The following is a 24,666-nucleotide window of genomic DNA, read 5'->3' as shown; positions in this document are numbered from 1 at the left end:
ATTAGGAGATTTATTACCTACTTTTCACGCTCTTCATTAGAGGTTTTGCGAGCTCTCTCTAATGACAGTATCGCGTGCATAAAACGATCGAATTATTTATCTGGAGAATTTGCGAATGCAGGCCATCTTAGAACTGATCGAGCAGAAAAATCAGGAGTATGCGCAACACCCCTTCTTTGCGTATTTAGCAGACCCTGAAATTGATCCTTACCAAAAGCTTTCATTCGCGCCGGTGATTGCGCCGCTTGCCCTTGAATTTGGTGAGCTGTGCAACCGGGTTTTTAAGCAAGAACCCACGACCGATCCGCTCCAAGCGATGGTCAACCAGCATGCCGAGGAAGAGCACTTTCATTGGCAGTGGCTCATCGAAGATTTGGAGAAGCTGGGCATCGACTATTCCATGCGCTTTAGTGATGCTTTGAAGTTTATTTGGAGCCAGCATACGCGGGTGGCGCGCTCTATGTATTACCGATTTGAGCGCTACACCGAAGGAGATGATCCAATTCTCAAGCTGGTCGCGATCGAAGTTGCCGAGGTGACGGCTAACGTTTTCTTTCGGGCGACCCGGCCGATCGCGCTTCAGCTCCAGGCAACAACGGGGCAAGAGCTGCGCTACTTTGGCATGTGCCACAACCAAGTAGAAAACACCCACACGCTTCACATGCCTGACTCCATGCAGACCCTGCGCAATCTCGAGGTCTCGGAAGAGACTTTTCAGCGATCGCTGGAAGTGGTGGAGCGGGGATTTGAGTTTTTCAATGAGTTGATGCAGGAGTTTTTGGTCTACGCCCAAACTTATTCTCGCCAAGAACCCTTGCGATCGCCTGTAAACGCTGCATAAAACCAGCAAATCGGCTACCGAAAATTTAGCGATTTTTATTTGCCCTCTAGCTTCCTTTTGGAACTTAGGGGGCAAATTTCTATGAATTTAGAATTTATTTTTTTAAGGAATCAGTCAAAAGTCTAAAGATAGGTTCTTTTAGTTAAAATCTGTTGTTTCAACTGATGTTTCCCAGGGGATTTATTTGTAATGTATTACACAACTCCTGAGTTTCTATGAATTTTGGTTACGGCGTTATGCTTCCCTGTTCCCTGAAAAGTTGGCTTTATGATGGACGTGTTGATCAGTGTTCCCGGCTATACCCTCAACGAGTTAATTTACAGCAGTTCTAGAACGTTGGTTTATCGCGGGTGTCGTGAGAGCGATCAGATGCCCGTAGTCGTTAAGCTGCTCAAAAATCTCTACCCTAGTCTGGCTGAGCTTGCGCAGTTCAAAAACCAGTACACCCTCGTCAAGTATCTAAATCTGCCAGGGGTTGTTCGTCCCTACAGCCTTGAGCATTATCAAAATCGCCTCGCTTTGGTGATGGAAGACTTTGGGGGAATTCCCCTCAGAGACTATTTTTTGGTGGATGGTAAAGTGCGATCGCTGGCGGAGTTTTTCGACACTGCGATCGCGATCGCTACTATTCTAGATGGGCTTTATCAGCATCAGGTTATTCATAAAGATATTAAGCCCACAAACATTCTGATTCATCCCGTTACTCGGCAGGTCAAGCTGACAGATTTCAGCATCGCTTCTAGACTGCTCCGAGAAACTCAAACTGCAACGAGTCCAGCCGTTTTGGAAGGCACCCTAGCTTACGTCTCTCCGGAGCAAACCGGTCGCATGAACCGGGGAGTCGACTATCGGACTGATTTTTATTCTTTGGGTGTGACATTTTACGAACTGCTGACCGGTCATTTGCCATTCCAGTCAGAGGATCCCTTAGAGCTGGTGCACTGCCACATTGCAAAGCAGCCTGCTCCCATTATTTATCGCAATCCAGAGGTGCCAGCCATTCTTTCGGATATTGTCCGAAAGTTGATGGCCAAAAATGCTGAAGATCGCTATCAAAGTGCTTTGGGACTGCGTCACGACTTAGAGATTTGTCAACGACAGTGGCAGCACAGCGGCAGTATTCAAGCTTTTCCGCTGGCGGAGCGAGACGTCTGCGATCGCTTTGTGATTCCCGAAAAGCTCTACGGGCGGGAGTCAGAAGTTCATACTTTGCTGGACGCCTTCGAGCGGGTGCAGCAGGGCGCTACTGAACTGATGCTGGTTTCGGGCTTTTCAGGCATTGGCAAAACCGCCGTTATCAATGAGGTGCACAAGCCCATTGTGCGCCAGCGAGGATATTTCATTAAAGGGAAATTCGATCAGTTTCAGCGCGATATTCCCTTCTCTGCGCTAGTACAGGCACTGCGCGATCTTATGGATCAGCTGCTGACAGAAAGCGATCGCCAAATTGAGCAGTGGCAGAGCAAAATTTTGGCGGCCCTAGGGGAGAATGGTCAGGTCATTATTGACGTTATTCCTGAACTAGAGCAGATCATTGGTCCGCAACCGCCCGTTTCGGAGCTGAGCGGCAGCGCAGTTCAAAATCGCTTTAACTTACTCTTCCAAAAGTTCATTCAGGTCTTCACGTCTCAAGAGCATCCCCTAGTGATTTTCTTGGATGACTTGCAGTGGGCAGATACTGCTTCTCTGAAGCTGATGCAGCTTTTGCTGAGCGAGGCTGATAGCCACTATTTGCTAGTCATTGGCGCTTATCGGGACAATGAGGTGACGGCGGCCCATCCCCTCATGCTCACGATTGATATGCTGCGTCAGGCCGAGGTCAGCATTCGTGCGATCGCCCTATCCCCTCTCAGTGGCCAGGATCTCAATCAGCTCGTTGCAGAAACATTGAGCGAGCTGCCAGAGAATGTCCAATTGCTGACGGATTTGATTTATCAAAGAACTCAGGGCAATCCATTTTTTAGCAGCCAGTTCTTCAAGTCTCTCTATGAAGATAAGCTCATCACGTTTGACTACAGCAGTGGCTGCTGGCAATGGCGCTTAAGCGATATTCGCACCCTATCTTTCACAGAAGATGTGGTCGAGTTTGTGGCGGCTCAGCTTCAGAAGCTACCAACTCAAACTCAAGAGGTTCTAAAGCTGGCCGCTTGTGTCGGAAATCAGTTTGATCTATCGACTTTAGCGATCGTTTCAGAACGATCTTTAGCCGAGGTTGCTCAAGATCTTTGGCCTGCTCTCAAAGAGAACTTGATTTTGCCTCAGGGAGATAGCTATAAGCTCTTTCAAGAAGAAGACTTTGGCAGCCAAGCTGGTCATTTAGAGGTCAACCAGAGCCATTTCTCAAACGCCTTCTCTGAAAGTCTAGAGGCCGAATCTTGCGTTTATAAGTTTTTGCATGATCGTGTCCAGCAAGCTGCTTATTCTTTGATTCCCATAGACCAGAAGCAGGCAACCCATCAGGCCATGGGGCAGCTTCTGCTTCGGAATATTCCGGTTGCTGAGTGGGAGGAAAAAATCTTTGAGATCGTCAATCAGCTCAATATGGGAATGGAGCTGATTGAGAATGATAGCGATCGCCATCAGCTCGCTCAGCTAAATGCGATCGCCGGTCAAAAGGCAAAGAGCTCAACCGCTTACACCCTAGCCATCAAATATTTTCAGAGCGGAATCTCTCTTTTGTCAGACAATGCTTGGTCAAATCACTACGAGCTAGCGCTGACCTTGCATGAAGATGCTGCCGAAGCAGCCTATCTAGATGGGCGGTTTGAGAAGGTCAATATCTTTGCCAATCCAGTCATTATTCATGGCCAAACAGCCTTAGATCAGGTCAAAGTGCATGATGCAATTATTCAGTCCTTTGGAGCCCAAAACAAGGCTTTAGAAGCAGTTTCGATCGCTCTAGGCTTCCTGGAAAAGCTAGGCTTTAGTCTACCGCTCAACCCAACGCAGCAAGACATTCAGCAAGACCTCGAGAGAATCAATCAAATTTTGGCTGACCGGCCAATTGAGGAACTGATTGATTTGCCGATGATGACCGAGGCGCGATCGCTGGCAGCGATGCGAATCTTAGCGAGCATTACGGCCTTTTCCTATCAAGTGGTTCCCGAGCTATTTCTGCTAGTTGTTAGTCAACAGATTTATCTATCGATTCACGACGGCAACGCACCCTTTTCTGCCTTTGCCTACGCAAGCTATGGCTTGATTTTGTGTGAGGTCTTAGGCGATATCGAGGCAGGCTATCAGTTTGGCAAGCTAGGAACTGATCTACTGTCAAAAGTGTCTGCCAAGGCAGTTACAACCAAAACAATTCAAACTTTCAATGGCTTAGTTCGTCATTGGAAAGATCACCTTCAAGATACGATCAAACCCCTGCTAGAAACCTACTCAGTGGGTCTAGAAACAGGAGATCTTGAGTTTGCCGCCTACTCTCTCAGGACCTGTTCCTATGCAGCTTACTTTATGGGGCGAGATCTTTCTATTTTGCAACAGGAGATCGCCGCCTACAGCGAAGCGATCCGACAGATGAAGCAGACCGGTACGCTCTATTGGAATGAGCTGTATCGACAAGTTGTTTTGAACTTGCAGGGTCAATCAGATCATCCTTGCCAAATTACGGGGGTCGCGTACAGCGAAGAAACGATTTTGCCACTGCATCTTGAGGCAAATGATGTTTGCACCTTGATGCATTTTTACTTCTGCAAGCTACAGCTTTTCTATCTGTTTGGTGATTATGCCCAGGCTTGGCATTTCGCGGGTAAAGCCGAACAGTGCTTAGCCGGAGTCGCGGGTCAGAGCATTATTCCCATCTTTTGTTTCTATCAGTCCCTGACAGCCCTCGCCCAAATTCCAGAAGCAGCACCTGAGGATCAGGCAGCTTTATTTGGAAAAGTTGCCCAAAATCAGGTCAAGCTCAAAAAGTGGGCGTACCATTCACCCGCTAACTATTTGCATAAATACGAACTAGTTCAGGCAGAGGAAATGCGGGTTCTCGGGCAGATGGCCCAGGCGGTCGATCTTTATGACTGCGCGATCGCCGATGCTCAAGCTAATGAGTATTTGCAAGAGGAGGCACTAGCCAATGAGCTAGCAGCCAAGTTCTATCTAACTTGGGAAAAAGAGGCGATCGCCAAGGCCTATTTAGCCAATGCCTATTATGACTATGTTCGCTGGGGAGCGATCGCCAAAGTCAAGTTTTTGGAGCAGCATTATTCCCATCTTCTGACTTCGGTTTTGCAACCCGAAGAAAGCACAACTCCGGTCAGAGTTCGCACCACGACAACGGGGAGCGATCGCAGCAGTTCGACCATGTCTGAGGCCTTGGATCTGGCAACGGTCATGAAGGCATCTCAAGTTCTTTCTGGCGAAATTGAGCTTGAGAAACTGCTAGAAACGCTGATTAAAGTAGTCCTCGAAAATGCAGGAGCGGAAACTTGTGTTCTGCTTTTGCGCCACGAAGATCGATGGGTCATTGCGGCGGAGCAGACGCCCAATACCCAATCAACGGTCATGCTAAGCAGCCTCAACTGTTTCTCTGCGGCCTCTACCGAGGTATCGCTGGAAAGCTTGTCCAAGGAGACTGCTGAGAGCAGCGGCAGTATCCCGCAATCGGTGATCAATTATGTCGCTCGCACCGCTGAAACCCTGGTTTTAGATGATGCTCGAAGCGCGACCAATTTTGCCAGCGATCGCTATATTTTGACGCATCAGCCCAAGAGTTTGTTGTGCACCCCGATTCACAACCAAGGCAAGCTGATTGGCATTCTCTATCTTGAGAACAATCTCACAACTGGTGCCTTTACCCGCAATCGACTGGAAATCCTGCGGCTTCTGACGGTGCAAGCAGCTATTTCTTTGCAAAATTCTTTGCTGTATCACAATCTCAGCATTGCCAAAGTTCAGCTAGAAGATGCCAATTGCACTCTTGAAAATAAAGTCCAGCAGCGAACTGAGGAACTCCACGAAAAAAATCAGCGGCTCTCCAGCACCCTCGAAGAACTACGGCGAACTCAGACGCAGCTCATTCAGACCGAAAAAATGTCTTCCCTCGGCCAGATGGTAGCTGGAATCGCCCATGAAATTAATAACCCAATTAATTTCATCTATGGCAACATTGCCCACGCCAATGAGTACTTCAAAGACATGCTGCATCTGGTAGAGCAGTACCAGCACTATTACCCAGAGCCCCACGAGGCGATCGCCGCAGAGCTAGAAGAAATTGACTTTGAGTTTCTGCGCAATGATCTCCAAAAGCTGCTGCAATCGATGAAGCTGGGGGCGGATCGAATTCGTCAAATTATTCTGTCCCTGCGCAATTTCTCGCGGCTCGATGAGGCCGAAATGAAGCCCGTTGATATCCACGAAGGGATCGAGAGCACGCTCCTCATTTTGCAGCATCGACTGAAAGAGAAAAATCATCGATCGTCCATCTCTTTGATTCGCGACTATGGGACGCTTCCGAGAGTTACCTGCTATGCGAGCCAGATGAATCAGGTTTTGATGAATGTCTTGAACAATGCCATTGACGCGATGGAAGAGCGTCGTCACCAGGACGAAAATTATCATCCTGAAATTCGAATTCGCACCGGTCTCAAAGACGATCAGGCTCTGACAATCGAGATTATGGACAATGGCGCTGGCATGCCCGAGGAGGTCAAAAAACGGCTCTTTGATCCTTTCTTCACAACCAAACCGGTTGGCAAAGGAACAGGTCTAGGCCTATCGATTTGCTATGCCATTATCGAGAAGCACAAGGGATCGATGAAGATTAGCTCTGAGGTGGGCAGAGGAACGAAGATTCTGATCTCAATTCCTGTGCGATACAGCGCTGACAATCAGTCTGTCGCGTGATTAGTCGGCCCCTTTCGCCTACCAGGAGAAAGGCTTAGACACCGGCTATATCTTGACTCATAAGCGATCGCCTATTTGTTCTGAAGGCGATCGCTTTTTTATTATTTTGAATCGTCACGCTTAGTGAGACCCGTGATGCATAGCGCTCATCAGCAACGGATGTTTGACCGATGCTGAGAATTTTGGTTTAAAATAATTTACTTTGTATAGATTCAAGAAACGAGACAGCATGAATCAACCAGAAGCGATCGCAGGGGCTGACCACAACCCAACAGAGACAACTGAAAATAGCCGCCCGCCAGAGTCAAGCGCAGAGAAGATCCTGTGTCGCCACTGCCTAAGAACAGCCACCAATGGCATCAAATGCCAAGGGCTTTGCGTTGCCGATAGTGATTACTAATCTTCAAAAGTGCTCTATCAATCATTTCAACCTTATCTATAGATGGATTTGACGGGCCAAATTTAAAGAAAAAAATTCCTCAATTTCGCATCTCATCAAGGATGCAATATCCAAAATCTTCCTCATCGAAGATGGATCAGTAGAGGTGCCCTTTCAAATTCATTGAATCAGCGATGGCAAATCAAGACTCTGCGAGCAAAATAGGCGATCAGCAAAAAGCTTCGTGGCTCAACCGCTCTTCTTTAGGGATGGGTTGCCTGGGTTATCTAGCTGGGTTTCTCACTCTGCCAGCCGTAGTTTTTTTGATGCCTCAAGATCCCGCAGAAATCAAAGAAGACTTTCTCGACAGAAGAAGCAATCACTGTCGAGAATGCGATTTATCCAATCAAGATTTAGCGCTGCGGAAACTCCAAAACGCAAACCTATCTGGGGCCAACTTAGAATTTAGCAGCCTGGGCGCGGCTGATTTGCGCGATGCCACCTTCACTCGGGCAAAGCTGCGACAGGCGGTACTGCGGCAGGCAAACCTGACCGGCGCGAACTTTGATGAGGCGGATTTGCAGGGCGCAGACTTTAGCTGCGGCGGCGGAAGCTGCACCGCCTTGGACAATACAAGTTTCAGAAATGCCAATCTTGCGGGCGCAGACTTTAGCCGGGTGGGCTTCACGGTCGTGGGGGAAGTGGGGCTGCCGGGAGTTGATTTTACGGGGGCAGATTTGAGCGGCGCAACTTTCGACGGCGCGAGCTTGAAAGGGGCGCTACTGGAGGGAGCGAAACTGTGTAAAACGACTATGCCCGATGGCAGTATTTCGAATCGAAATTGCTAGGCCGAAAGGAGCAGGATAGAGAGCCGCGATCGCGAGACAATGGAGTCGGTAGCGATCGGGAGTCATCATGCAGTTTCGAATGGGCTGTGCCGTGTGGGCCTTCAAGGGCTGGGTGGGAGAGTTTTACCCGGCGGGCAGTCGGGCGAGCGATTTTTTGCGACTCTACGGCGATCGCCTCCTGACCGTCGAGGGCAACACGACCTTTTACTCCGTGCCCAACGAAGAAACCGTCGCGCGCTGGGCCGCCGAAACACCGCCAGACTTTCGCTTTTGCCTCAAAGTGCCCCGAGACGTCACCCACAGCGGCCTGCTGGCTCCGGCCATGACCAAGGCGATCGCCTTTGCCGAGCGCATGGCGGGCCTGGGCGAGCGGCTAGGACCATTTTTCGCCCAGCTGCCGCCCAGCTACGGTCCCGCTCAGTTTGAGGACTTGGCCGCCTTCGTGGCGGCGTGGCCCCAAGGCATTGCGCCCCTCGCCGTAGAAGTGCGCCATCCCCAGTGGTTTACCCCAGCGGGCGATCGCCGACTCAATGAGCTCCTCCAGTCCCACGGCGTAGGCCGCGTCATTCTCGACACTCGGGCCATCTACAGCGGCAGCGACGACCCCCAGGCCAACTCCCAGCGCCGCAAGCCCAAGCTGCCCCTCCAGCCCGCCGTGACCGCGCCCTTCGCGCTGGTGCGTTTCATCAGTCACCCCGATCGCCCCCGCAACCAGGACTTTTTGGCGGAGTGGGTGACGCGGGTGCGGGACTGGCTAGCCCAGGGCACCGAGGTTTACTTTTTTGTCCACTGCCCCGAAGAAGTGTATTCGCCGGGGACGGCCCGGTGGTTCCAGAAAATGCTGGAGGCCCAGCAGGTGCCGGTGCCGCCGCTTCCCTGGAACCAACCAGAACAGGCTCCTGAGCCCGAGCCAGACCAGCTGAGCCTGTTTTGAGGCCAGGGCTTAGGCCTGGACCAGCACCTGATCGCCCTCGATTTTGGCGGTGTAGGTGGGCAGGGGGCGAGTCGCCGGACCCTGGGTCACTTGGCCATCGGGCGCGAAGATCGAGTTGTGGCAGGGACACACCAGCTGCTTTTGATCCGCTTTCCACTCGACGTCACAGCCGCGATGGGTGCAGGCGCGGTCCAGGGCGAAGACGGCGCTGGCATTTTGGGGCGATCGCACGACCACCACAGACTTGCCGTTCACGCTGCCGGTCAGGGAGCCTTTTTGGTCCAGATCGGCCACGCTGCCCAGGGCCACAAAGCCCCCCGCTGCGCCCGCCGACGCCCCAGGGCTAGCACCATTTGCTTCTGCGCCTCCGGTCGCGTCAGAGGCAGTCGTTTCCCCCGGCGAACAGGCGGCCACGGCCACGGGCAGCGAGCTCGCCAAAAAGCCTAGGCCCATCCAAGATAGAAACCAGCGACGTTTCATGTAACCCTCAGAGTCATTTGGAGTCGTTGACCCTTCTATCTTGCGCCATTTGCCCCAAAAAGCGGGGTGAGGGCGATTCAGCCCCCGTCACCCTGGATAATTTGGAGAGCAGCAGGGAGCAAGAAGGCAGAGGAGGACGCCATGGACGACGAGGCAATGCGGCAACTGCTGACCCAGACGCGCACCATCGCGGTGGTGGGCCACTCGGATCGGCCCAGCCGCCCCAGCTATCAGATTGGCCAGTTTTTGCGGCGGGTGGGCTACGAGGTGTATCCGGTTAATCCGGCCCTGAGCACCATCGACGGCCAGCCCTGCTATCCTTCGCTGGCGACGGTGCCCGTGGCGGTGGACCTGGTGAATGTGTTTCGGCGATCGCCCCTGTTGCCGGAGGTGGTGACCGAGGCGATCGCCATCCAGGCTCCGGCAGTGTGGGCTCAGGTAGGCGTGACCCATCCCGAGGCGGCTCAGCGGGCGATCGCGGCGGGGCTGATCCTGGTGATGGATGCGTGCATCAAGATCGAATATCAACGGCTGATGGGTTAGGGGGCAGCAGTGACGAGGATTTTGCCGATGGCGTCTCGCATGGACGCGGTGCAGTCGCCGATTATTCCGGTGATTGGGGAGCTGATTCGCGCCCATCCCGGCACGATTTCCCTGGGTCAAGGGGTGGTGTACTACGGCCCGCCGCCCGAGGCGATCGCCCGGATCAGCGACTTTTTGGCAGAGCCCCTCAACCACCGCTACCAAGCCGTGGAGGGCATCCCGGCCCTGGGAGAAGCGATCGCCGCCAAGCTGGCCCGCTTCAATGGCATCACCGTGGGCGAGGCCACCCAAACCACCGTGGTGGTGACCGCCGGGGGCAACATGGCCTTTATGAATGCCCTGCTGGCCATCACTGCGCCGGGGGACGAGGTGATCCTGCTGACGCCCTACTATTTCAACCACGAGATGGCCATCACCATGGCGGGCTGCCAGCCGGTCCTGGTGCCCACCGATGCCCAGTACCAGCCGGACCTCGAGGCGATCGCCCGGGCCATCACTCCCCGCACCCGGGCCGTGGTCACCGTCTCGCCCAATAATCCCACCGGCGCGGTTTACCCCCCCGCGACCCTGAGGGCCGTGAATGATCTCTGTCGCGATCGCGGGCTTTACCACATCAGCGACGAGGCCTACGACGCTTTCACCTACGACGGCGTCCGCCACTGCTCCCCCGCCTCCCTGCCAGACAGCAGCGGCCACACGATCTCCCTCTACAGCCTCTCGAAGGTCTACGGCTTCGCGAGCTGGCGCATCGGCTACATGGTGATTCCCCAGGCCCTGCTCGACCCCGTCAAAAAAATTCAGGACACGATCTTGATCTGTCCGCCCGTGGTGTCCCAGTATGCGGCCCTGGGGGCGCTCCAGGCGGGAGAGGCCTACTGGCGGCCCCATCAAGAGGCGATCGCGGCGGTGCGCCATCGGGTGCTGGACCTGCTGGCTCCCCTCAAGGACCAGTGCGCGATCGCCCCGGCCCAGGGAGCCTTCTACTTTTTCCTAAAAGTCCCCACGGCCCTGCCGTCTCTAGTCGTCGCTGAGCGGCTCATCCGAGAGCACGGCGTGGCGGTGATTCCGGGCAGCACCTTCGGGCTGGCGGAGGGCTGCTACCTGCGGGTGGCCTACGGCGCGCTGCAAAGCGACACCGCCGCCGAGGGCATTCAGCGGCTGGTGGGGGGCATTCAGGCCATCTTGGCGGAGGAAGCCTGAGCCAGGGATTTTCTGGTGCTGGGGAATGGCGTAGGGTGGCTCTGGGGCGCGTTGCCAACGGCGATCGCGCCCAGCTTTTGTTTTCCTGCGATCACCATTGCGATCACCATGACGATTGTTAACCACCAGCTCAAGATCGAAACCGGCCCCGGCATCACGATTCACAACCTGACGCCCCAGCTCCAGCGCCTTCTAAAAGAGAGCGGCGTGCGCAATGGCCAGGTGCTGGTTTTTGCGCGGCATACGACCACCGCCCTCACCATCAACGAAGACGAGGAGCGGCTCCTAGACGATATCCAGATCTATCTGCGCAAGCTGGCTCCGGCGGGCGATCGCTATCGGCACAACGACCTGCACCTGCGGGACGTGCCCCCCGATGAGCCCATCAACGCCCACTCCCACCTGATGGCCATCACCCTCAACACCAGCGAGGTGATCCCGGTGATCGAGGGGGCTTTGGGCCTGGGCACCTACCAGTCGGTCCTGATGCTGGACCTGGACGGTCCCCGCCAGCGCACCGTCTGGGTGCAGGTCTCGGGCGAGTAGTCCCTAGCTGGTGATCGTGCCCGTGAGCGGCGAGCTAGCGCTGGCGATCGCCCGCACCGGGATTCGGCCCGCCAGGTAGGCCAGCCGCCCCGCCTCCGCTGCCAGTCCCATGGCCCGCGCCATGGCGGGCGGATTGGCTGCCTGGGCGATCGCCGTGTTGATCAGCAGCGCGTCGGCCCCCGCCTCCATGGCCTGAGCCGCCTCGCTGGGCGTCCCGATGCCCGCGTCCACCACCACCGGCACCCGGGCGTTCTCGATGATGATCTGAATATTGGCCAAGGTCTTGATGCCCTGGCCCGAGCCGATGGGCGAACCCAGGGGCATGACCGTGGCGCAGCCCGCATCCTCCAGATGCTTGGCCAGGAGCGGATCGGCGTTGATGTAGGGCAGCACTGCAAAGCCCTCTTTCACCAGCTGCTCAGCGGCCTTCAGGGTCTCGATGGGGTCCGGCAGCAGGTACTTGCTGTCGGGAATCACTTCGAGCTTCACAAAATTGTTGTCCTCCTGGCCCAGGAGTTTGGCCATTTCTCGGCCCAGACGGGCCACCCGGATCGCTTCCTCGGCGGTTTGGCAGCCCGCCGTGTTGGGCAGCATCCAGATCTTGCTCCAGTCGAGGGCCTCGGCCAGTCCTTCGTGGCCCGGCGCGTTGGTCTGGACGCGGCGCACCGCCACGGTGACGATTTCGCAGCCGCTCGCCGCGATGCTGGCCCGCATGTCTTCGAAGTTGCGGTACTTGCCAGAGCCGGTCATCAGGCGAGAGGTGAAGGTCCGCCCAGCAATCACCAGGGGCGAATCGGTCAGAGCAGCGGAGGAGCGAGGAAGCGTTTGCATAGGAGAAGAAGAAGGTTCAGCAAATTGCACAGGACGCGGAGAGATTGTCGGGGCAGCCGGAGACGCTGCCGACCGGAAGCGGTCCCACCGAAACGCCGTCAGCAGGGGATCGGCGTGGCCTTTTTCGACCCAGTCCGCGATCAGGCGCGCCGTGATGGGGGCCAGCAGGATGCCGTTGCGGTGATGCCCCGTGGCAAGGGTCAGGTTTTGGCACTGGCTCGGCCCCAGAATGGGGCCTTCGTCAGGGGTCGTGGGCCGAAATCCCCACCACAGCTCTTCGATGGAGTAGTCGGCTAGGGCGGGGAAGAGGCGATGCAGCCCTGCCAGGAGGGTCTGGACGCCAGCGGGGGTGTTGTGGGGCGTGAAGCCGACGTCTTCGCTGGTAGCGCCGATGACGATGCGGCGATCGCGGCGCGGCACCACATAGAGGCCAGGGCCAAAGAGCACCTGCTGGAGGGGCAGCTCGGGCAGCGTCGCGGGGACTCGCAGAGCCATCATCTGGCCTTTGCGGGGATGGACGGGCAGGGGCAGGAGCGATCGCGCCCAGGCACCGGCAGCCAAAATGTAGTGGTTGGCCGTCAGCAGTCCGGCGGAGGTGTGCAGCCCCGTGACCTGATCGTGGCGCTGCTGGAGGGCCGTCACGCTCACCCCTTCGCGAATCTCGACCCCCAGGGCTTCGGCGGTGGCCCGCAGCGATCGCGCCAGGGCTCGGTTGTCCACCTGGCCTTCTTCGGGATACCACCAGCCCCCCACCACCGCCTCGCCGAGGTTCGGCTGGTAGGTGTCGATGGCTGCGCGATCGAGCCAGTCCCCGGCGTCCTCCTGGCTCGGCGCGTCGTACACCGGCGCCAAAATGCCGCAGGGCCAGTAGCCCGTCTCGAGGCCGCTCACCTCTTCTAGCTTGCTGACCCAGTCCGGGTACAGAGCCAAGCTACCCAGGCCCAGATCCAGCATCGGCCCCGCTTCGAGGCCTTCGGCGCGGGGGGCCAGCATGCCAGCGGCGGCCTGGGTCGCCGCCTCAGCAAAGCTGCGGCTGAGGACGGTCACCGCCGCGCCGCGCAGCTTCAGTTCAACGGCGATCGCCAAGCCGGTGATGCCGCCACCAATGATCAAAAAGTCACACGTTGTACTCATCTCGGCCTAGGGCAGTTGTCACAGGGAAATTCAGGCGCAGACCGCACCAGTTCCGCCGAAAGCGTTCTAGGGAAAGCCTTCGAGGGCGCGACTGCGGGGGCAAATCCTACCACAAAGCCCGGACGCCCGGCGGACTGGGGCTAGAGCGAGGCGTCGGGGAAGGGCTGGGAGAGGGGCTCGGGGAGGGATTCGCGGGAGGCGTTGTGGCGGGGGACGACTGGACCGACGGCACCGTCGCTGGCTGGGAGGTCACAGGCTGAGTCCCTGAGGTGCTGGCCGTCATGGCCGAGGGCAGCTTGTCAAAGGCGCGGGGCACCGTCGTGCCGTCGGGACTGGCGGCGGGGCTCTGGAGGGGCGCTGCGGGGTCGGGACTTGGGCTGATCTGGTTGGCGCTGTTGCGGGAGGGATAGCGAATGGCGATCGCGGCTCCGATGAACCCAGCCAGCAGCACAAAAACCACGACCGCTAATTGTTTGGAGTTCATGACAATGTTTGCTTGGTTCGCCGCTGACAGACCACTCCCAGCCGCGGCGGGGGCAACGAGGGGAGGCTTCGGGCACCCAAGACTAGGGGATCGAGACGCCCAGCGGATCAGCCTGCTGCCTTCAGTCTAGCCCTCCGGGGTCCAGGCGATCGCCGTTCCCTGTCCCCAAAATCCGTCGTACTTGGTCACGGTTATGTCGCCCAAAACTTGCGTTTGGCAGGCTAGACGGCGATTTTGGGCCGGGGAGTGGGGCGGCAGCGATCGCCGGGCCTGATCTCGCCAATTTGCCTCGGACACCTCTCCCTCGATGGCCACCGCGCAGGTGCCGCAGGTGCCAATGCCGTGACAGTTGATCACCTTCGCTTGGCCGTTGTACAGCGCCACGCCGTTTTGCAGCAATACCTGGCGCAAATTCGCGCCGCGATCGCACTCAAACGTTTTTCCCTGGGCGGTTACCTTAGGCATTCCTTCGTTGTCCAGTTACCCTGTAAATATTCCGTCTTTGATTCTATCGCTGTCCGCTGCGGTCGCGGTTTCTGCGGGCCTGAGTTCCCCGGCGACCTGCCTTCGATAGCGCCTTTTCTGCCCCTGGGTGAGTGCCCGTCTCCGTCCGTACTCTTTATCGCTTCCCGTGGTACGCTTCATGACTTCCACGCCTCGTCGCCTCTGGCTTTACGACACAACCTTGCGGGACGGCGCCCAGCGCGAAGGCCTGTCTCTCTCCCTCGACGACAAGCTCCGGATCGCCCAGCGCCTCGATCGCCTCGGCATTCCCTTCATCGAGGGGGGCTGGCCCGGCGCCAATCCCAAGGACATCCAGTTTTTCTGGCACTTCCACGAAAATCCCCTCACCCAGGCGGAGCTGGTCGCCTTTTGCTCCACCCGTCGCCCCGGTACGACCGCCGCCACCGACCCCATGCTCCAGCCCATCCTGTCGGCGGGCACCCGCTGGGTCACGCTATTTGGCAAGTCTTGGGATCTCCACGTCACCGAGGGGCTAAAGACCACCCTGGACGAAAACCTGGCCATGATCCAGGACACGATCACCTATCTGCGCGATCGCGAGCGGCGGATCATCTACGACGCCGAGCACTGGTTTGATGGCTACAAGCGCAACCCAGACTACGCCCTGACCACCCTGCGCACGGCCCTGGAGGCGGGGGCGGAGTGGCTGGTTCTGTGCGACACCAACGGCGGCACCCTGCCCCACGAGATCGCCCAGATCGTCCAGGCTGTCAGCCAAGCGCTGGATCTCGCGCCGGACTCGGATCACCCCCGCCTGGGGATCCACACCCACAACGATTCTGGGACCGCCGTCGCTAATGCGATCGCCGCTGTCCTCGACGGCGCGCGCATGGTCCAAGGCACCATCAACGGCTACGGGGAGCGCTGCGGCAACGCCAATCTTTGCTCCTTGATTCCCAATTTGCAGCTCAAGCTGGGCTACGACTGCATCAGCCCTGACCAGCTCAGCCAGCTGACCGAAACCAGCCGCTTTGTCAGCGAAGTGGTGAATCTGGCCCCCGACGACCACGCGCCCTTTGTGGGGCTCTCGGCCTTTGCCCACAAGGGCGGCATCCACGTCAGCGCTGTCGAGCGCAACCCCCTGACCTACGAGCACCTGCCCCCCGAGACTGTGGGCAACCGTCGCCGCATCGTCATCTCGGACCAGTCGGGCCTGAGCAATATTCTGGCCAAGGCCCGCGGCTTTGGCATCGAGCTCAACAAGCAAGACCCCACCAGCCGCCAGATTCTCCAGCGCCTCAAGGTCCTCGAGAGCGAAGGCTACCAGTTTGAGGGGGCAGAGGCGAGCTTTGAGCTGCTGATGCGAGAGGCCATGGGCGATCGCCCCCGGTTCTTTGGGGTGCTGGGGTTCCAGGTGCACTGTGAAATGGTGCCGGGCAGCGATCCGTGGCAGACCCACTCTCTGGCGACGATCAAGGTGCAGATCCAGGACCAGACGTTTTTGGAAGTCGCAGAAGGCAATGGCCCCGTGTCGGCCCTCGATGGGGCGCTGCGCAAGGCGCTGCAAAACTTTTATCCGGCGATCGCCCAGTTTTATCTGACGGACTACAAAGTGCGCATTCTCGACGGCGGAGCGGGCACCTCCGCCAAAACCCGCGTCCTCATCGAGTCCAGCGACGGCCACCAGCGTTGGACAACGGTCGGCGTCTCCGGCAATATCATTGAAGCATCCTATCAAGCTGTAGTTGAGGGGCTAGAATACGGCCTCTTGCTGCAAAATCAGGCAGCTCCTGTCCTCAGTCCCCAGTCTTCTTAACGTTTTACCGTCTGGCGCGCCCATGGGTTTTCTGTCTCGTCCGAAGTTGCCGTTCGTTGCGATCGCAGCCCTGACCCTAGCAGCGGCGACGGTCGTGGGCGTCCCGGCAGGGCGATCGCGCGAGCTCCAGGTCCGACCCGATCGCTGGCTGGAGGTGCGCCAAGTGGTGGGCCAGGTCACCTTTTTGCAGCGGGGCCAGCGGCTGCCGGGCCAGGTGGGCCAGCGGCTCCAGCAGGTGGGCGACGGCCTGCAAACCGGCCAGCGATCGCGCAGCGTGCTCGCTGTGGATACGGGCATCGGCTTTATCGATGTGTCTGAAAACACCGCCCTGCGGGTCCAGGAAATGCGCATGGCCCCCGACGGGGGCCGCGTGACCCGCCTCCAGGTCTCTGGCGGTCAGGCCCGGCTGCGGGTGCGCCCCTTCAATCGGCGGGGATCGCGCCTGGAGGTGGAGACGCCCGCTGGCCTGAGCGGCGTGCGGGGAACTGAGTTTGGCGTGAGCGTGCAGCCCGACGGCAAAACCGGCGTGGCCACCCTGGAGGGCCGCGTAGACGCCTCAGCCGAGGGGGCAACGGTGGCCGTAGGGGCCAACCTGCAAACCCTGATCGTGCCCGGGGAGCCGCCGACCCCGCCCGTCCCCCTGCGGGATGATCCCCGGCTGGACCTTCAGCAGATCGAGTCGGCCCAGGGAGGCCGGGCCGCCCGCATCGTGGGCCGACTCGACCCGGTCAATCTGCTGCTGATCGAGGACCAGCCCCAGGTGGTGCCGCCGGACGGCCAATTTAGCCTGGAAGCTCCGCTGCGCAACGGTCGCATCACCGCCATTGTCATTACACCCTTGGGCAAGCGTCAGACCTATGAACTGGCGCTTCCCTAGGGACTGGACGGTCTTTCGGAAACAGGGCGATCGCCCTGGCGCAGGCACGTCCTGGTCCGAGCAGTGGCAGCACCTGCGAGAACACTACCCGATTGATATTCCCCTGGGCGTCCGGCGATCGCTGCCCGGCGGCCTCGTGTCCCTGGCGGTGGTCGGCCTGGGGGCACTGGGAGTCTGGCAGCCCTGGGAAAACGCCGTAGACCGGGTCCTGTACAGCCTGCGCGGCCCGATCCCGTGGGATGAGCGGCTGGTCACTATCAAAATTGATGAGCCCACCCTCAGCCGATTGGGCCGCTTTCCGCTGCCGCGCTCCTACTACACCCAGCTTTTGGAGCAACTAGAGGAAGCGCAGCCCAGCGTGATCGCCTTCGACGTGCTGTGGGCAGAGCCGACTCCCGACGACGAGGCGCTGGGACAGGCGATCGCCAACCAGGGCAACGTCATCCTCGCCAGCGCCTGGGACTACCAAGGACTGCCCCTGTTCCCCCGGCCCGAGCTCGCCGAAGAGGCGATCGCCCTGGGCCACATCCGCCGCCAGCAAGACAGCGATGGCCTCGTGCGCCGAGTTGACCTGATCCACCAAGGCGTCCCTTCCCTGAGCCTGGCCACCATCAATGCCTACAGCCTCACCACCGAGGTCATCCCCCTCCCCAATGTGCGGCAAATGCTGTGGGTCAACTGGCCCGGCCCCGTCGCGCGATCGCCCCACTACTCCTTTGAGGCGGTGCTGCGGGGCGTTGTCCCCCCCAAGGCCTTTCGCAACAAGATCGTCCTGGTAGGAGTCGACGCCGCTGGCATCGATGCCCTGTCGACCCCCTTCGACCAGATGCCGCCCACCAGCGGGGTGAGCCTCCACGCCGCCGCCCTCTCCAGCATCCTGCAACAAAACTGGCTGCGCCCCGTGGGCTTCCGGGCGCAGGGGATTTTGCTGCTGGGTCTGGGGCCGCTCTACAGTCTGCTGCTGATGCGCCAAAAGGTCCAGCGCCAGCTGATGCTGTGGGGCGGGCTGAGCCTGGGCTGGGGGCTGCTGAGCGCGGGCCTTTTCTTGGCAAACTACCGCGTTCCCATCGTCATGCCCCTGCACACCCTGGGCATTACCAGCATGGCGGTGATTTTTTATGAGCGAATGCAGCTCAGGGCGGTGCTGCAAGCGCGCAGCCAGTTTTTTGCGGCCATGAGTCACGAGATCCGCACGCCCATGAATGCGGTAATTGGCCTGACAGGGCTGCTGCTGGAGACGGAGCTTTCGCCCCAGCAGCGCCAGTTTGTGGAAATTATTCGCGGCAGCGGCAACGCCCTGCTGGATCTGGTCAACGAGATTCTGGATTTCTCCAAGCTGGAGGCCGGCAAGCTGGAGCTGGAGCTTCAGCCCTTTGAGCTGCGGCTGGGGATCGAGGCGGCCCTGGATCTGCTGGCCCAGCAGGCGGAGGAAAAGGGGCTGGAGCTGGCCTACATCCTGGCGGGGGAGGTGCCGTCGGTGATTTATGGAGACGCGGGGCGGCTGCGCCAGATCTTGGTGAATCTGGTGGGCAACGGGCTCAAGTTTACCCACCAAGGGGAGGTGGTGGTGTCGGTGGGAGCGAATCGGCTGCTGTTTGCGCCGTCGGGAGCCCAGCGGCGATCGCCCCCTTCCTGGGCAGCGGCAACGGATCCCTGGTACGAGCTGCAGTTTTCGGTGCGCGATACCGGGATCGGCATTCCCCCCGAGCGAATGAATCGCCTGTTTCACGCGTTTTCCCAGGCCGATGTTTCGGTCAGCCGCCAATACGGGGGAACCGGGCTGGGCCTGGTGATTAGCCGGTCCCTCAGCGAGCTGATGGGGGGCCGGATGTGGGTGGAAAGCCAGGTCAATCAGGGCTCGACGTTTTTCTTCACCCTGGTGGTGCAGGCCCCAGCAGACGCGCCGCTGGAGGACGATAACCTGCTGCAACTGCGCGATCGCCATTTGCTGGTGGTGGATGACAATCCGGTGCATCGGCGGCTGCTGGTGCTCCAGGGGGAGTCCTGGGGCATGGCAGTGACGGCCCTAGGCTCACCGGAGGAGGCGATCGCCTGGGTCAAGGGCGGCAACCTCTGCGATCTGCTGGTGGTGTCCTGCCAGCAGTCGGCCATGAGCGACGCGACGCTGATGGCCAAGCTGCGATCCCTAGTGGATCCGGGCCTGCCGGGGGTGCTGCTGCGCCCCACGGAGCAGGTCCTAGGCGGCGTCCCCGACAGCGCATATTCCGAAGGCATCAGCGTCCTGATGAAGCCGGTGAAGCAGTCCCACCTGTACGACGCGCTGGTGGGGCTGCTGATGCACGACCGGACCCGCCGCCGACCGAGTCAGGTCTTTTCTCTGAGCGCCGATCGCCAGATGGGCCAGCACCATCCCTTGCGGATTTTGCTGGCCGACGACAACCGGCTCAATCAAAAAGTCGCGACCCAGCTCCTGCGGCGTCTGGGCTACGAAGCAGACGTGGTGGACCACGGGCGAGCGGTCCTGGAGGCGCTGGAGCAGCAGGTCTATGACGTGGTGCTGCTGGACATGCAGATGCCCGAGCTCGACGGGTTCGCGGTGACCCAGGCCGTCCTGAAGCGCTGGCCCCACGGGCGGCCCCGCCTGATCGCCATGACGGCCAATGCCCTGGTCCAAGACCGCGAAGCTTGTCTGGCGGCGGGCCTGGATGACTACGTCAGCAAGCCCCTCCAGATCAGCGCCCTGGTGGCAGCCCTCAACCGCTGCGGCGTGGGGCTAGCGTCCCCGATCGCGGTCCCTGCCTTGCCTGGGGAGGGATCGATCGACCCGGCGCTGCTGGCGGAGCTGCGCGAGCTGGGCGAGGACTTTGTGCTGGGGGCGATCGCGGAGTATCTGGCCGAGGCGCCAACCCTGCTGGAGGCGATGCAAAAGGCGATCGCCGAGCAAGACGCCGCCGCCCTCCAGCAAGCCGCCCACACCCTCAAGTCCACCAGTCGCCTCGTGGGGGCGATCGCCCTCAGCCACCACTGCCAGGCCCTCGAGACCTGCGCTCGCACCGGCCAGTTCGCCGAAGCCGAGACCCACTGGCCCGCCGCCCAGCAGGAATATGCGCAGGTGGTCGTCGCCCTGCGCCACCTCACCCCGGTCTAGCGCTCACAAAGATATTGGGTCAAGCAGGCGATCCCTGAGCAGGCGATAAACTGGAAGCTTTGCTGTTTCCCTGCCACCGTTGCCAAGATCATCGTGTCCCACCGCTATTTGCTCTTTTACAAGCCCTACAACGTCCTGAGCCAGTTCACCGATCGCGAAGAAGGCGATCGCGGCACCCTCAGCGACTACATCCCGGTGCCGGACGTGTATCCGGTGGGCCGCCTCGATCGCGACAGCGAGGGCCTGATGCTCCTGACCAGCGACGGGCGTCTCCAGCACCGCCTCAGCGATCCGCGCTTTGAGCATCCCCGCACCTACTGGGTGCAGGTGGAGCGCTGCCCCGATGCTGAGGCCCTGGCTCAGCTACAGCAGGGCGTGACGATCCAGGACTACCGCACCAAACCGGCGATCGCCCGTCTGCTGCCCGAGGAGCCCCCTCTGCCGCCCCGCGAGCCCCCCATCCGCTACCGAAAAGAGATCCCCACGGCCTGGCTAGAGATCACGCTGACCGAGGGGCGAAACCGCCAGGTGCGCCGGATGACGGCGGCGGTGGGCTTCCCGACCCTGCGTCTGGTGCGCTTTGCCATCGGGGACCTGCGGCTGGAGGGCCTAGCGCCGGGGCAATGGCGCGACCTCAGCGCCCCAGAGCTAGCGGCGCTAAAGTCCCTGGGAAAGCGGCCTGTGAGCCGAGCCCGAGGGTCGCGTCCCCGGGGCGATCGCTCCTAGGGTAGATCTTGGGGCTCTGCTGTTGGTTTTGGGCGTCAACGACGGAACCCTGAGCTTGGGCAGTTCCCAAAACCGCCCCGGTCAATGGACCAAAATTCTGTTGGCCAAAAATCGCGAGTCAGCCCCCCAGCACAATACGCGCGATCCGCTGAGCCCTGCCGCCCCAAAGGCTCAGGACACTTCGGCTCTAGAGAACTCGGTAATTTGTATCTCGTGACAGAAGACTTGAGCTGGCCCAGTGTCGTAAGTTTGCCTCCATGGCCTCCCATTCCCTAGTCTCCTTTGCGAGGGATTCGGTGCTGACGACCTAGCTCTAAACACCGACCCGCATGGTGTGGCGCGCCTGAGGCTCTCGACCTGTGGCAGGTGGCTCGGGTTTCGCTGCTAGGTTCCTCGGCAAAAACCATGCAGATCGCGCTGTTGCCGGAACTTCCTTTTGCTTCGTCTGCTCAAAGCCGCTATCTGCCTGCCCAAAGATCAATGATTCCTAACCCTGTTCCCTTGTCTTGCCAGCGTACGATCCATGCCATGAGTGCTTGCAACCGAGCCATCTTGCGGGCGGAGAAAGAAGCTCCACTCCTGCAAGAAATCTGCCGTCTCTTGGTGCAGACGGGGGGCTACCGGTCGGCCTGGATCGGCTACGGGGTCGAAAGCCTCCAGGTTGTGAGCCAGTGGAGCACCAGCGGTCTGTGTTCGTTTGGGGAGGGGCTGATCTGGCCAGAAGCGGCGCTGGCGGAGCGATCGCTACAGACGCGATCGCCCCAGTTGTCTGCTTGGGGCGATCGCCCGGGATCTGGAACGGGTCCCATTGCCGTCGTCCTGCCGCTGCTGATGCCCGAACCCTTGGGAGCGCTGCTGCTCTACGCCCACCAGCCCCTCGACACCGAAGAAATGAGCTGGCTGACCCAGCTCAGTGAAGATTTGGCGTACCGCATTGGGACGATCCGCCAGCGCCAGCAGGCTGCCTCAGGACTCCAGAATGGGGGCGATCGCCGCCTCGACCAGCTCCGGCTGACAGAGCAGCGGCTACAGCAGGAAGTCAGCGATCGCCAGCACGCCGAAGGTGTGCTGCGCCAGCAAACCGAGCGCGAGCGGCTGATGATCACCCTGGCCCAGCGAATCCAGCAGTCCCTCAACCTCAATGAAACTCTGGAGCAGACCGCTGCGGATTTGCGGCAGTTTTTGGCCGTGGACCGGGTCATCATTCAGCGGATCAACAGCGACCAGAGCTGTAAGGTCGTCGTGGAGTCCATGGCCGAGGGCTACCCGTCGATGCAGGGCTGGGTGATTCGGAATGCGTGGACCGACCACCGCAAGTCCATGCGCTACTACAGCCGGGGCCACACGCGCTCCGTGGACAACGTTGCCCTCGCCCAGTTCGGCGAAGAGTCCGCCAACCTGATGAGTCTGTTTTCGATTCAGGCCCTGCTGGTGGTGCCGATTTTTCGGATCGAGGATTCGGTGAGCGCGCGATCGCGCACGCTCTGGGGCTTTTTGGCCGTGCACCAGTGCTCTGGACCCCGTCCTTGGCAGGTGCTCGAGCAGGATTTATTGCAGCAGTTGGCCACCCATTTGGCGATCGCCATCCACCAGTCCGAGCTCTGTCAGCAGGTGCGCCAGCTCAACAGCGACCTGGAATATCAGGTCCAAGAGCGCACCGCCCAGCTTCACCGCGTCCTGCACTTCGAAGAAATGCTCAAGCGCATCACCGACAAAGTGCGCGACAGCCTGGACGAAGACCAGATTTTGCACACTGCCGTCGAGGAGCTGGCCACCGGCCTAGATGTCGAAAGCTGCGACGCCAGCCTTTACGATCTGACGCGCCAGACCGCCACGGTCTGCTACGAGTGCACCATCAAGCCCCCCTCCATGCGCCGGGGGGTATTGCTGATGGCCGACAAGCCGAGCGTGTACGAGTGCCTGCTCCAGGGGGAGGCCGTGCAGTTTTGCACCCTGGGGAACTCCGACGAAGAGCGCTGCGCGGTGCTGGCGTGCCCCATGGTGGACGATCAGGGGGTGATCGGTGACCTGTGGCTGATCAAGGCCAAGGATGAGGCCTTTAGCGCGGCGGAGGTGCGGCTCGTGGGCCAAGTCGCCAACCAGTGCGCGATCGCCATGCGTCAGGCCCGGCTGTACCAGGCGGCCCAGGCCCAGGTGGCCGAGCTCGAGCGCCTCAACCGCCTCAAAAACGACTTTCTCAGCACGGTGTCCCACGAGCTGCGAACGCCCATGACCAACCTGAAAATGGCGATTCAGATGCTCGAAATTTCTTTTAGGCGCAGCCATCAGGCCGGCCCTGATGCCCCCATTTCCCCCGAGACGAGCCGCACCGAGCGCTATTTGCGCATTTTGCAGAACGAGGCCGATCGGGAAATTCGCCTGATCAATGACCTGCTGGATCTCCAGCGCCTCGATGCCGGCGTTCAGTCCCTGATTCCCGAAGCCATCGACCTTGCCCTGTGGCTGCCCCCGCTCCTGGAGTCCTTTCGGGCGCGGTTTCAGCAGCAGCAGCAGGACTTCCAGCTCAGCCTGCCGTCCCACGCCCTCGGCTTCATTTCCGATGCGCGCAGCCTGGAGCGCATCCTGACGGAGCTGCTCAACAACGCCTGCAAATACACCCCCGCTGAGGAGCATATTTCTCTGGCGGTGGAGCCGAAGGCCCAGGGCATTCTCTTCACGATCACCAATACTGGGGTCGAGATTCCGGAGGAGGAGCTGCCTCACCTGTTTGAGCGCTTTTATCGCGTGCCCTCCGCTGATCCTTGGAAGCAGGGCGGAACGGGCCTCGGGCTGGCGCTGGTGGAGCGCCTAGTGGAGCACATTGAAGGCAAAATTTGGCTAGAGAGCCACAACCGGCAAGTGTCTGTGATGGTGGAGCTGCCGCTGCGCCTCAAAACGGCGATCGAGGTTTTGGGGCGGCGATCGGGCAGCTCGTCCTAGGGCAGGCTGCGGCCTTCGAGGGCGTTTAGGAGCAAGATGGCCGCCAGGGAAATGCCGCTGAGCACCAGCACCAGGGCAAAGGCGATCGCGTCATTGCCCACCTGCACCGCCTCGTAGATTGCCATGGGCATGGTCTGGGTCAACCCCGGAATATTGCCCGCCACCATCAGCGTCGCGCCAAACTCGCCCAGGGCGCGGGCGAAGCTCAGGACCACCCCCGCCAAAATGCCCCGCCAGCCCAGGGGCAGCCAGACCCGGATCAGGACTTCCCACTCATTTTGGCCCAGGGTGCGGGCGGCCTGGAGATAGGAAACATCCACGCTTTCGAGGGCAGCGCGGGTGGTGCGGGTCATCAGGGGCAGGGTGACGATCACCGCCGCCAGCACGGCCCCGCTCCAGTGAAAAATGGGCGTCCAGCCCCAGACCCGCTGGAGCAGGCGGCCCAGAGGCCCTTGCTGGCCCAGGAGCACCAGCAGATAAAAGCCGGTGACCGTGGGCGGCAGGACCAAGGGCAGCGCCACCAGGGCATCGACGAGGCTGCGCAGGGGGCCGCGATCGCGCGCCAGCCAGTAGCCCAGAGCGCCCCCCACCCAGGCCACGATCCCGGTCGCCAAACAGGCCACCTGAATCGACAAGCGCAGCGCTGGCCACACCGATTCCATTCCT

General features: G+C 59.6%; 18 protein-coding genes. 13 read left to right on the top strand and 5 right to left on the bottom strand.

Going from position 1 to position 24,666, the window contains the following annotated elements; translation table 11 throughout:
* Positions 1–115 precede the first annotated feature (115 nt).
* From GEI7407_RS07700 to GEI7407_RS07685, 5 genes are all read left to right on the top strand, one after another.
* Positions 116–841: a hypothetical protein gene (locus GEI7407_RS07700; protein WP_015171578.1), complete on the top strand. Its 726-nt coding sequence runs from the start codon at positions 116–118 to the stop codon at positions 839–841.
* A gap of 267 nt (positions 842–1,108) precedes the next feature.
* Complete coding sequence (locus GEI7407_RS07695) at positions 1,109–6,688, top strand: ATP-binding sensor histidine kinase (protein ID WP_015171577.1); 5,580 nt, start codon at positions 1,109–1,111, stop codon at positions 6,686–6,688.
* 202 nt (positions 6,689–6,890) lie between these two features.
* Positions 6,891–7,088, top strand: a complete 198-nt coding sequence (locus GEI7407_RS21970; RefSeq protein ID WP_015171576.1) for a hypothetical protein — start codon at positions 6,891–6,893, stop codon at positions 7,086–7,088.
* Positions 7,089–7,261: 173 nt separating this feature from the next.
* A complete protein-coding gene (locus tag GEI7407_RS07690) occupies positions 7,262–7,915 on the top strand; it encodes a pentapeptide repeat-containing protein (protein ID WP_015171575.1) in 654 nt (217 codons plus the stop codon).
* Between the two features lie 67 nt (positions 7,916–7,982).
* The gene (locus tag GEI7407_RS07685; protein WP_015171574.1) at positions 7,983–8,849 is read left to right on the top strand and encodes a DUF72 domain-containing protein; all 867 of its coding nucleotides are present in this window, start codon (positions 7,983–7,985) and stop codon (positions 8,847–8,849) included.
* A 9-nt stretch (positions 8,850–8,858) separates the two neighbouring features.
* Here the strand turns inward: GEI7407_RS07685 and GEI7407_RS07680 are convergent, their stop codons facing one another.
* Positions 8,859–9,329: a ubiquinol-cytochrome c reductase iron-sulfur subunit gene (locus GEI7407_RS07680; protein ID WP_015171573.1), complete on the bottom strand. Its 471-nt coding sequence runs from the start codon at positions 9,327–9,329 to the stop codon at positions 8,859–8,861.
* A 141-nt stretch (positions 9,330–9,470) separates the two neighbouring features.
* Between GEI7407_RS07680 and GEI7407_RS07675 the strand changes: the two genes are divergently transcribed.
* The 3 genes from GEI7407_RS07675 (at position 9,471) to GEI7407_RS07665 (ending at position 11,618) form a co-directional block, all read left to right on the top strand.
* Positions 9,471–9,872, top strand: a complete 402-nt coding sequence (locus GEI7407_RS07675; RefSeq protein ID WP_015171572.1) for a CoA-binding protein — start codon at positions 9,471–9,473, stop codon at positions 9,870–9,872.
* 27 nt (positions 9,873–9,899) lie between these two features.
* Positions 9,900–11,072: a pyridoxal phosphate-dependent aminotransferase gene (locus GEI7407_RS07670; protein WP_015171571.1), complete on the top strand. Its 1,173-nt coding sequence runs from the start codon at positions 9,900–9,902 to the stop codon at positions 11,070–11,072.
* Between the two features lie 108 nt (positions 11,073–11,180).
* Positions 11,181–11,618: a secondary thiamine-phosphate synthase enzyme YjbQ gene (locus GEI7407_RS07665; RefSeq protein ID WP_015171570.1), complete on the top strand. Its 438-nt coding sequence runs from the start codon at positions 11,181–11,183 to the stop codon at positions 11,616–11,618.
* 3 nt (positions 11,619–11,621) lie between these two features.
* Here the strand turns inward: GEI7407_RS07665 and thiO are convergent, their stop codons facing one another.
* From thiO to GEI7407_RS07650, 3 genes are all read right to left on the bottom strand, one after another.
* On the bottom strand, positions 11,622–13,583 hold the full coding sequence (gene thiO, locus GEI7407_RS21855) for a glycine oxidase ThiO (RefSeq protein ID WP_015171569.1): 1,962 nt from the start codon (positions 13,581–13,583) through the stop codon (positions 11,622–11,624).
* Between the two features lie 106 nt (positions 13,584–13,689).
* Positions 13,690–14,067, bottom strand: coding sequence for a hypothetical protein (locus GEI7407_RS07655; protein ID WP_015171568.1), 378 nt, complete (start codon positions 14,065–14,067; stop codon positions 13,690–13,692).
* A gap of 126 nt (positions 14,068–14,193) precedes the next feature.
* Positions 14,194–14,532: a 2Fe-2S iron-sulfur cluster-binding protein gene (locus tag GEI7407_RS07650; RefSeq protein WP_015171567.1), complete on the bottom strand. Its 339-nt coding sequence runs from the start codon at positions 14,530–14,532 to the stop codon at positions 14,194–14,196.
* Between the two features lie 178 nt (positions 14,533–14,710).
* Here GEI7407_RS07650 and cimA point away from each other — a divergent pair, with 178 nt between their 5' ends.
* From cimA to GEI7407_RS07620, 5 genes are all read left to right on the top strand, one after another.
* Positions 14,711–16,348, top strand: a complete 1,638-nt coding sequence (cimA, locus tag GEI7407_RS07645) for a citramalate synthase (RefSeq protein ID WP_015171566.1) — start codon at positions 14,711–14,713, stop codon at positions 16,346–16,348.
* Positions 16,349–16,370: 22 nt separating this feature from the next.
* Positions 16,371–17,225 carry a FecR domain-containing protein gene (locus GEI7407_RS07640; RefSeq protein ID WP_015171565.1) on the top strand — a complete coding sequence of 285 codons (855 nt, stop codon included), beginning with the start codon at positions 16,371–16,373 and terminating at the stop codon, positions 17,223–17,225.
* Complete coding sequence (locus GEI7407_RS21850; RefSeq protein WP_015171564.1) at positions 17,206–20,334, top strand: CHASE2 domain-containing protein; 3,129 nt, start codon at positions 17,206–17,208, stop codon at positions 20,332–20,334. Before GEI7407_RS07640 ends, GEI7407_RS21850 begins: the two co-directional genes overlap by 20 nt.
* A 93-nt stretch (positions 20,335–20,427) precedes the next feature.
* Positions 20,428–21,060 (top strand): pseudouridine synthase, encoded by a 633-nt coding sequence (locus GEI7407_RS07630; protein ID WP_015171563.1) that lies wholly within the window; start codon positions 20,428–20,430, stop codon positions 21,058–21,060.
* 528 nt (positions 21,061–21,588) lie between these two features.
* Complete coding sequence (locus tag GEI7407_RS07620; RefSeq protein ID WP_015171562.1) at positions 21,589–24,000, top strand: GAF domain-containing protein; 2,412 nt, start codon at positions 21,589–21,591, stop codon at positions 23,998–24,000.
* Here the strand turns inward: GEI7407_RS07620 and modB are convergent.
* Complete coding sequence (gene modB, locus GEI7407_RS07615) at positions 23,997–24,662, bottom strand: molybdate ABC transporter permease subunit (RefSeq protein ID WP_015171561.1); 666 nt, start codon at positions 24,660–24,662, stop codon at positions 23,997–23,999. The genes GEI7407_RS07620 and modB overlap by 4 nt on opposite strands.
* Positions 24,663–24,666: the final 4 nt, after the last annotated feature.

The sequence above is a fragment of the Geitlerinema sp. PCC 7407 genome, from assembly GCF_000317045.1.
Taxonomy (GTDB): domain Bacteria; phylum Cyanobacteriota; class Cyanobacteriia; order PCC-7407; family PCC-7407; genus PCC-7407.
This window is presented reverse-complemented; position numbering and strand designations above follow the sequence as displayed.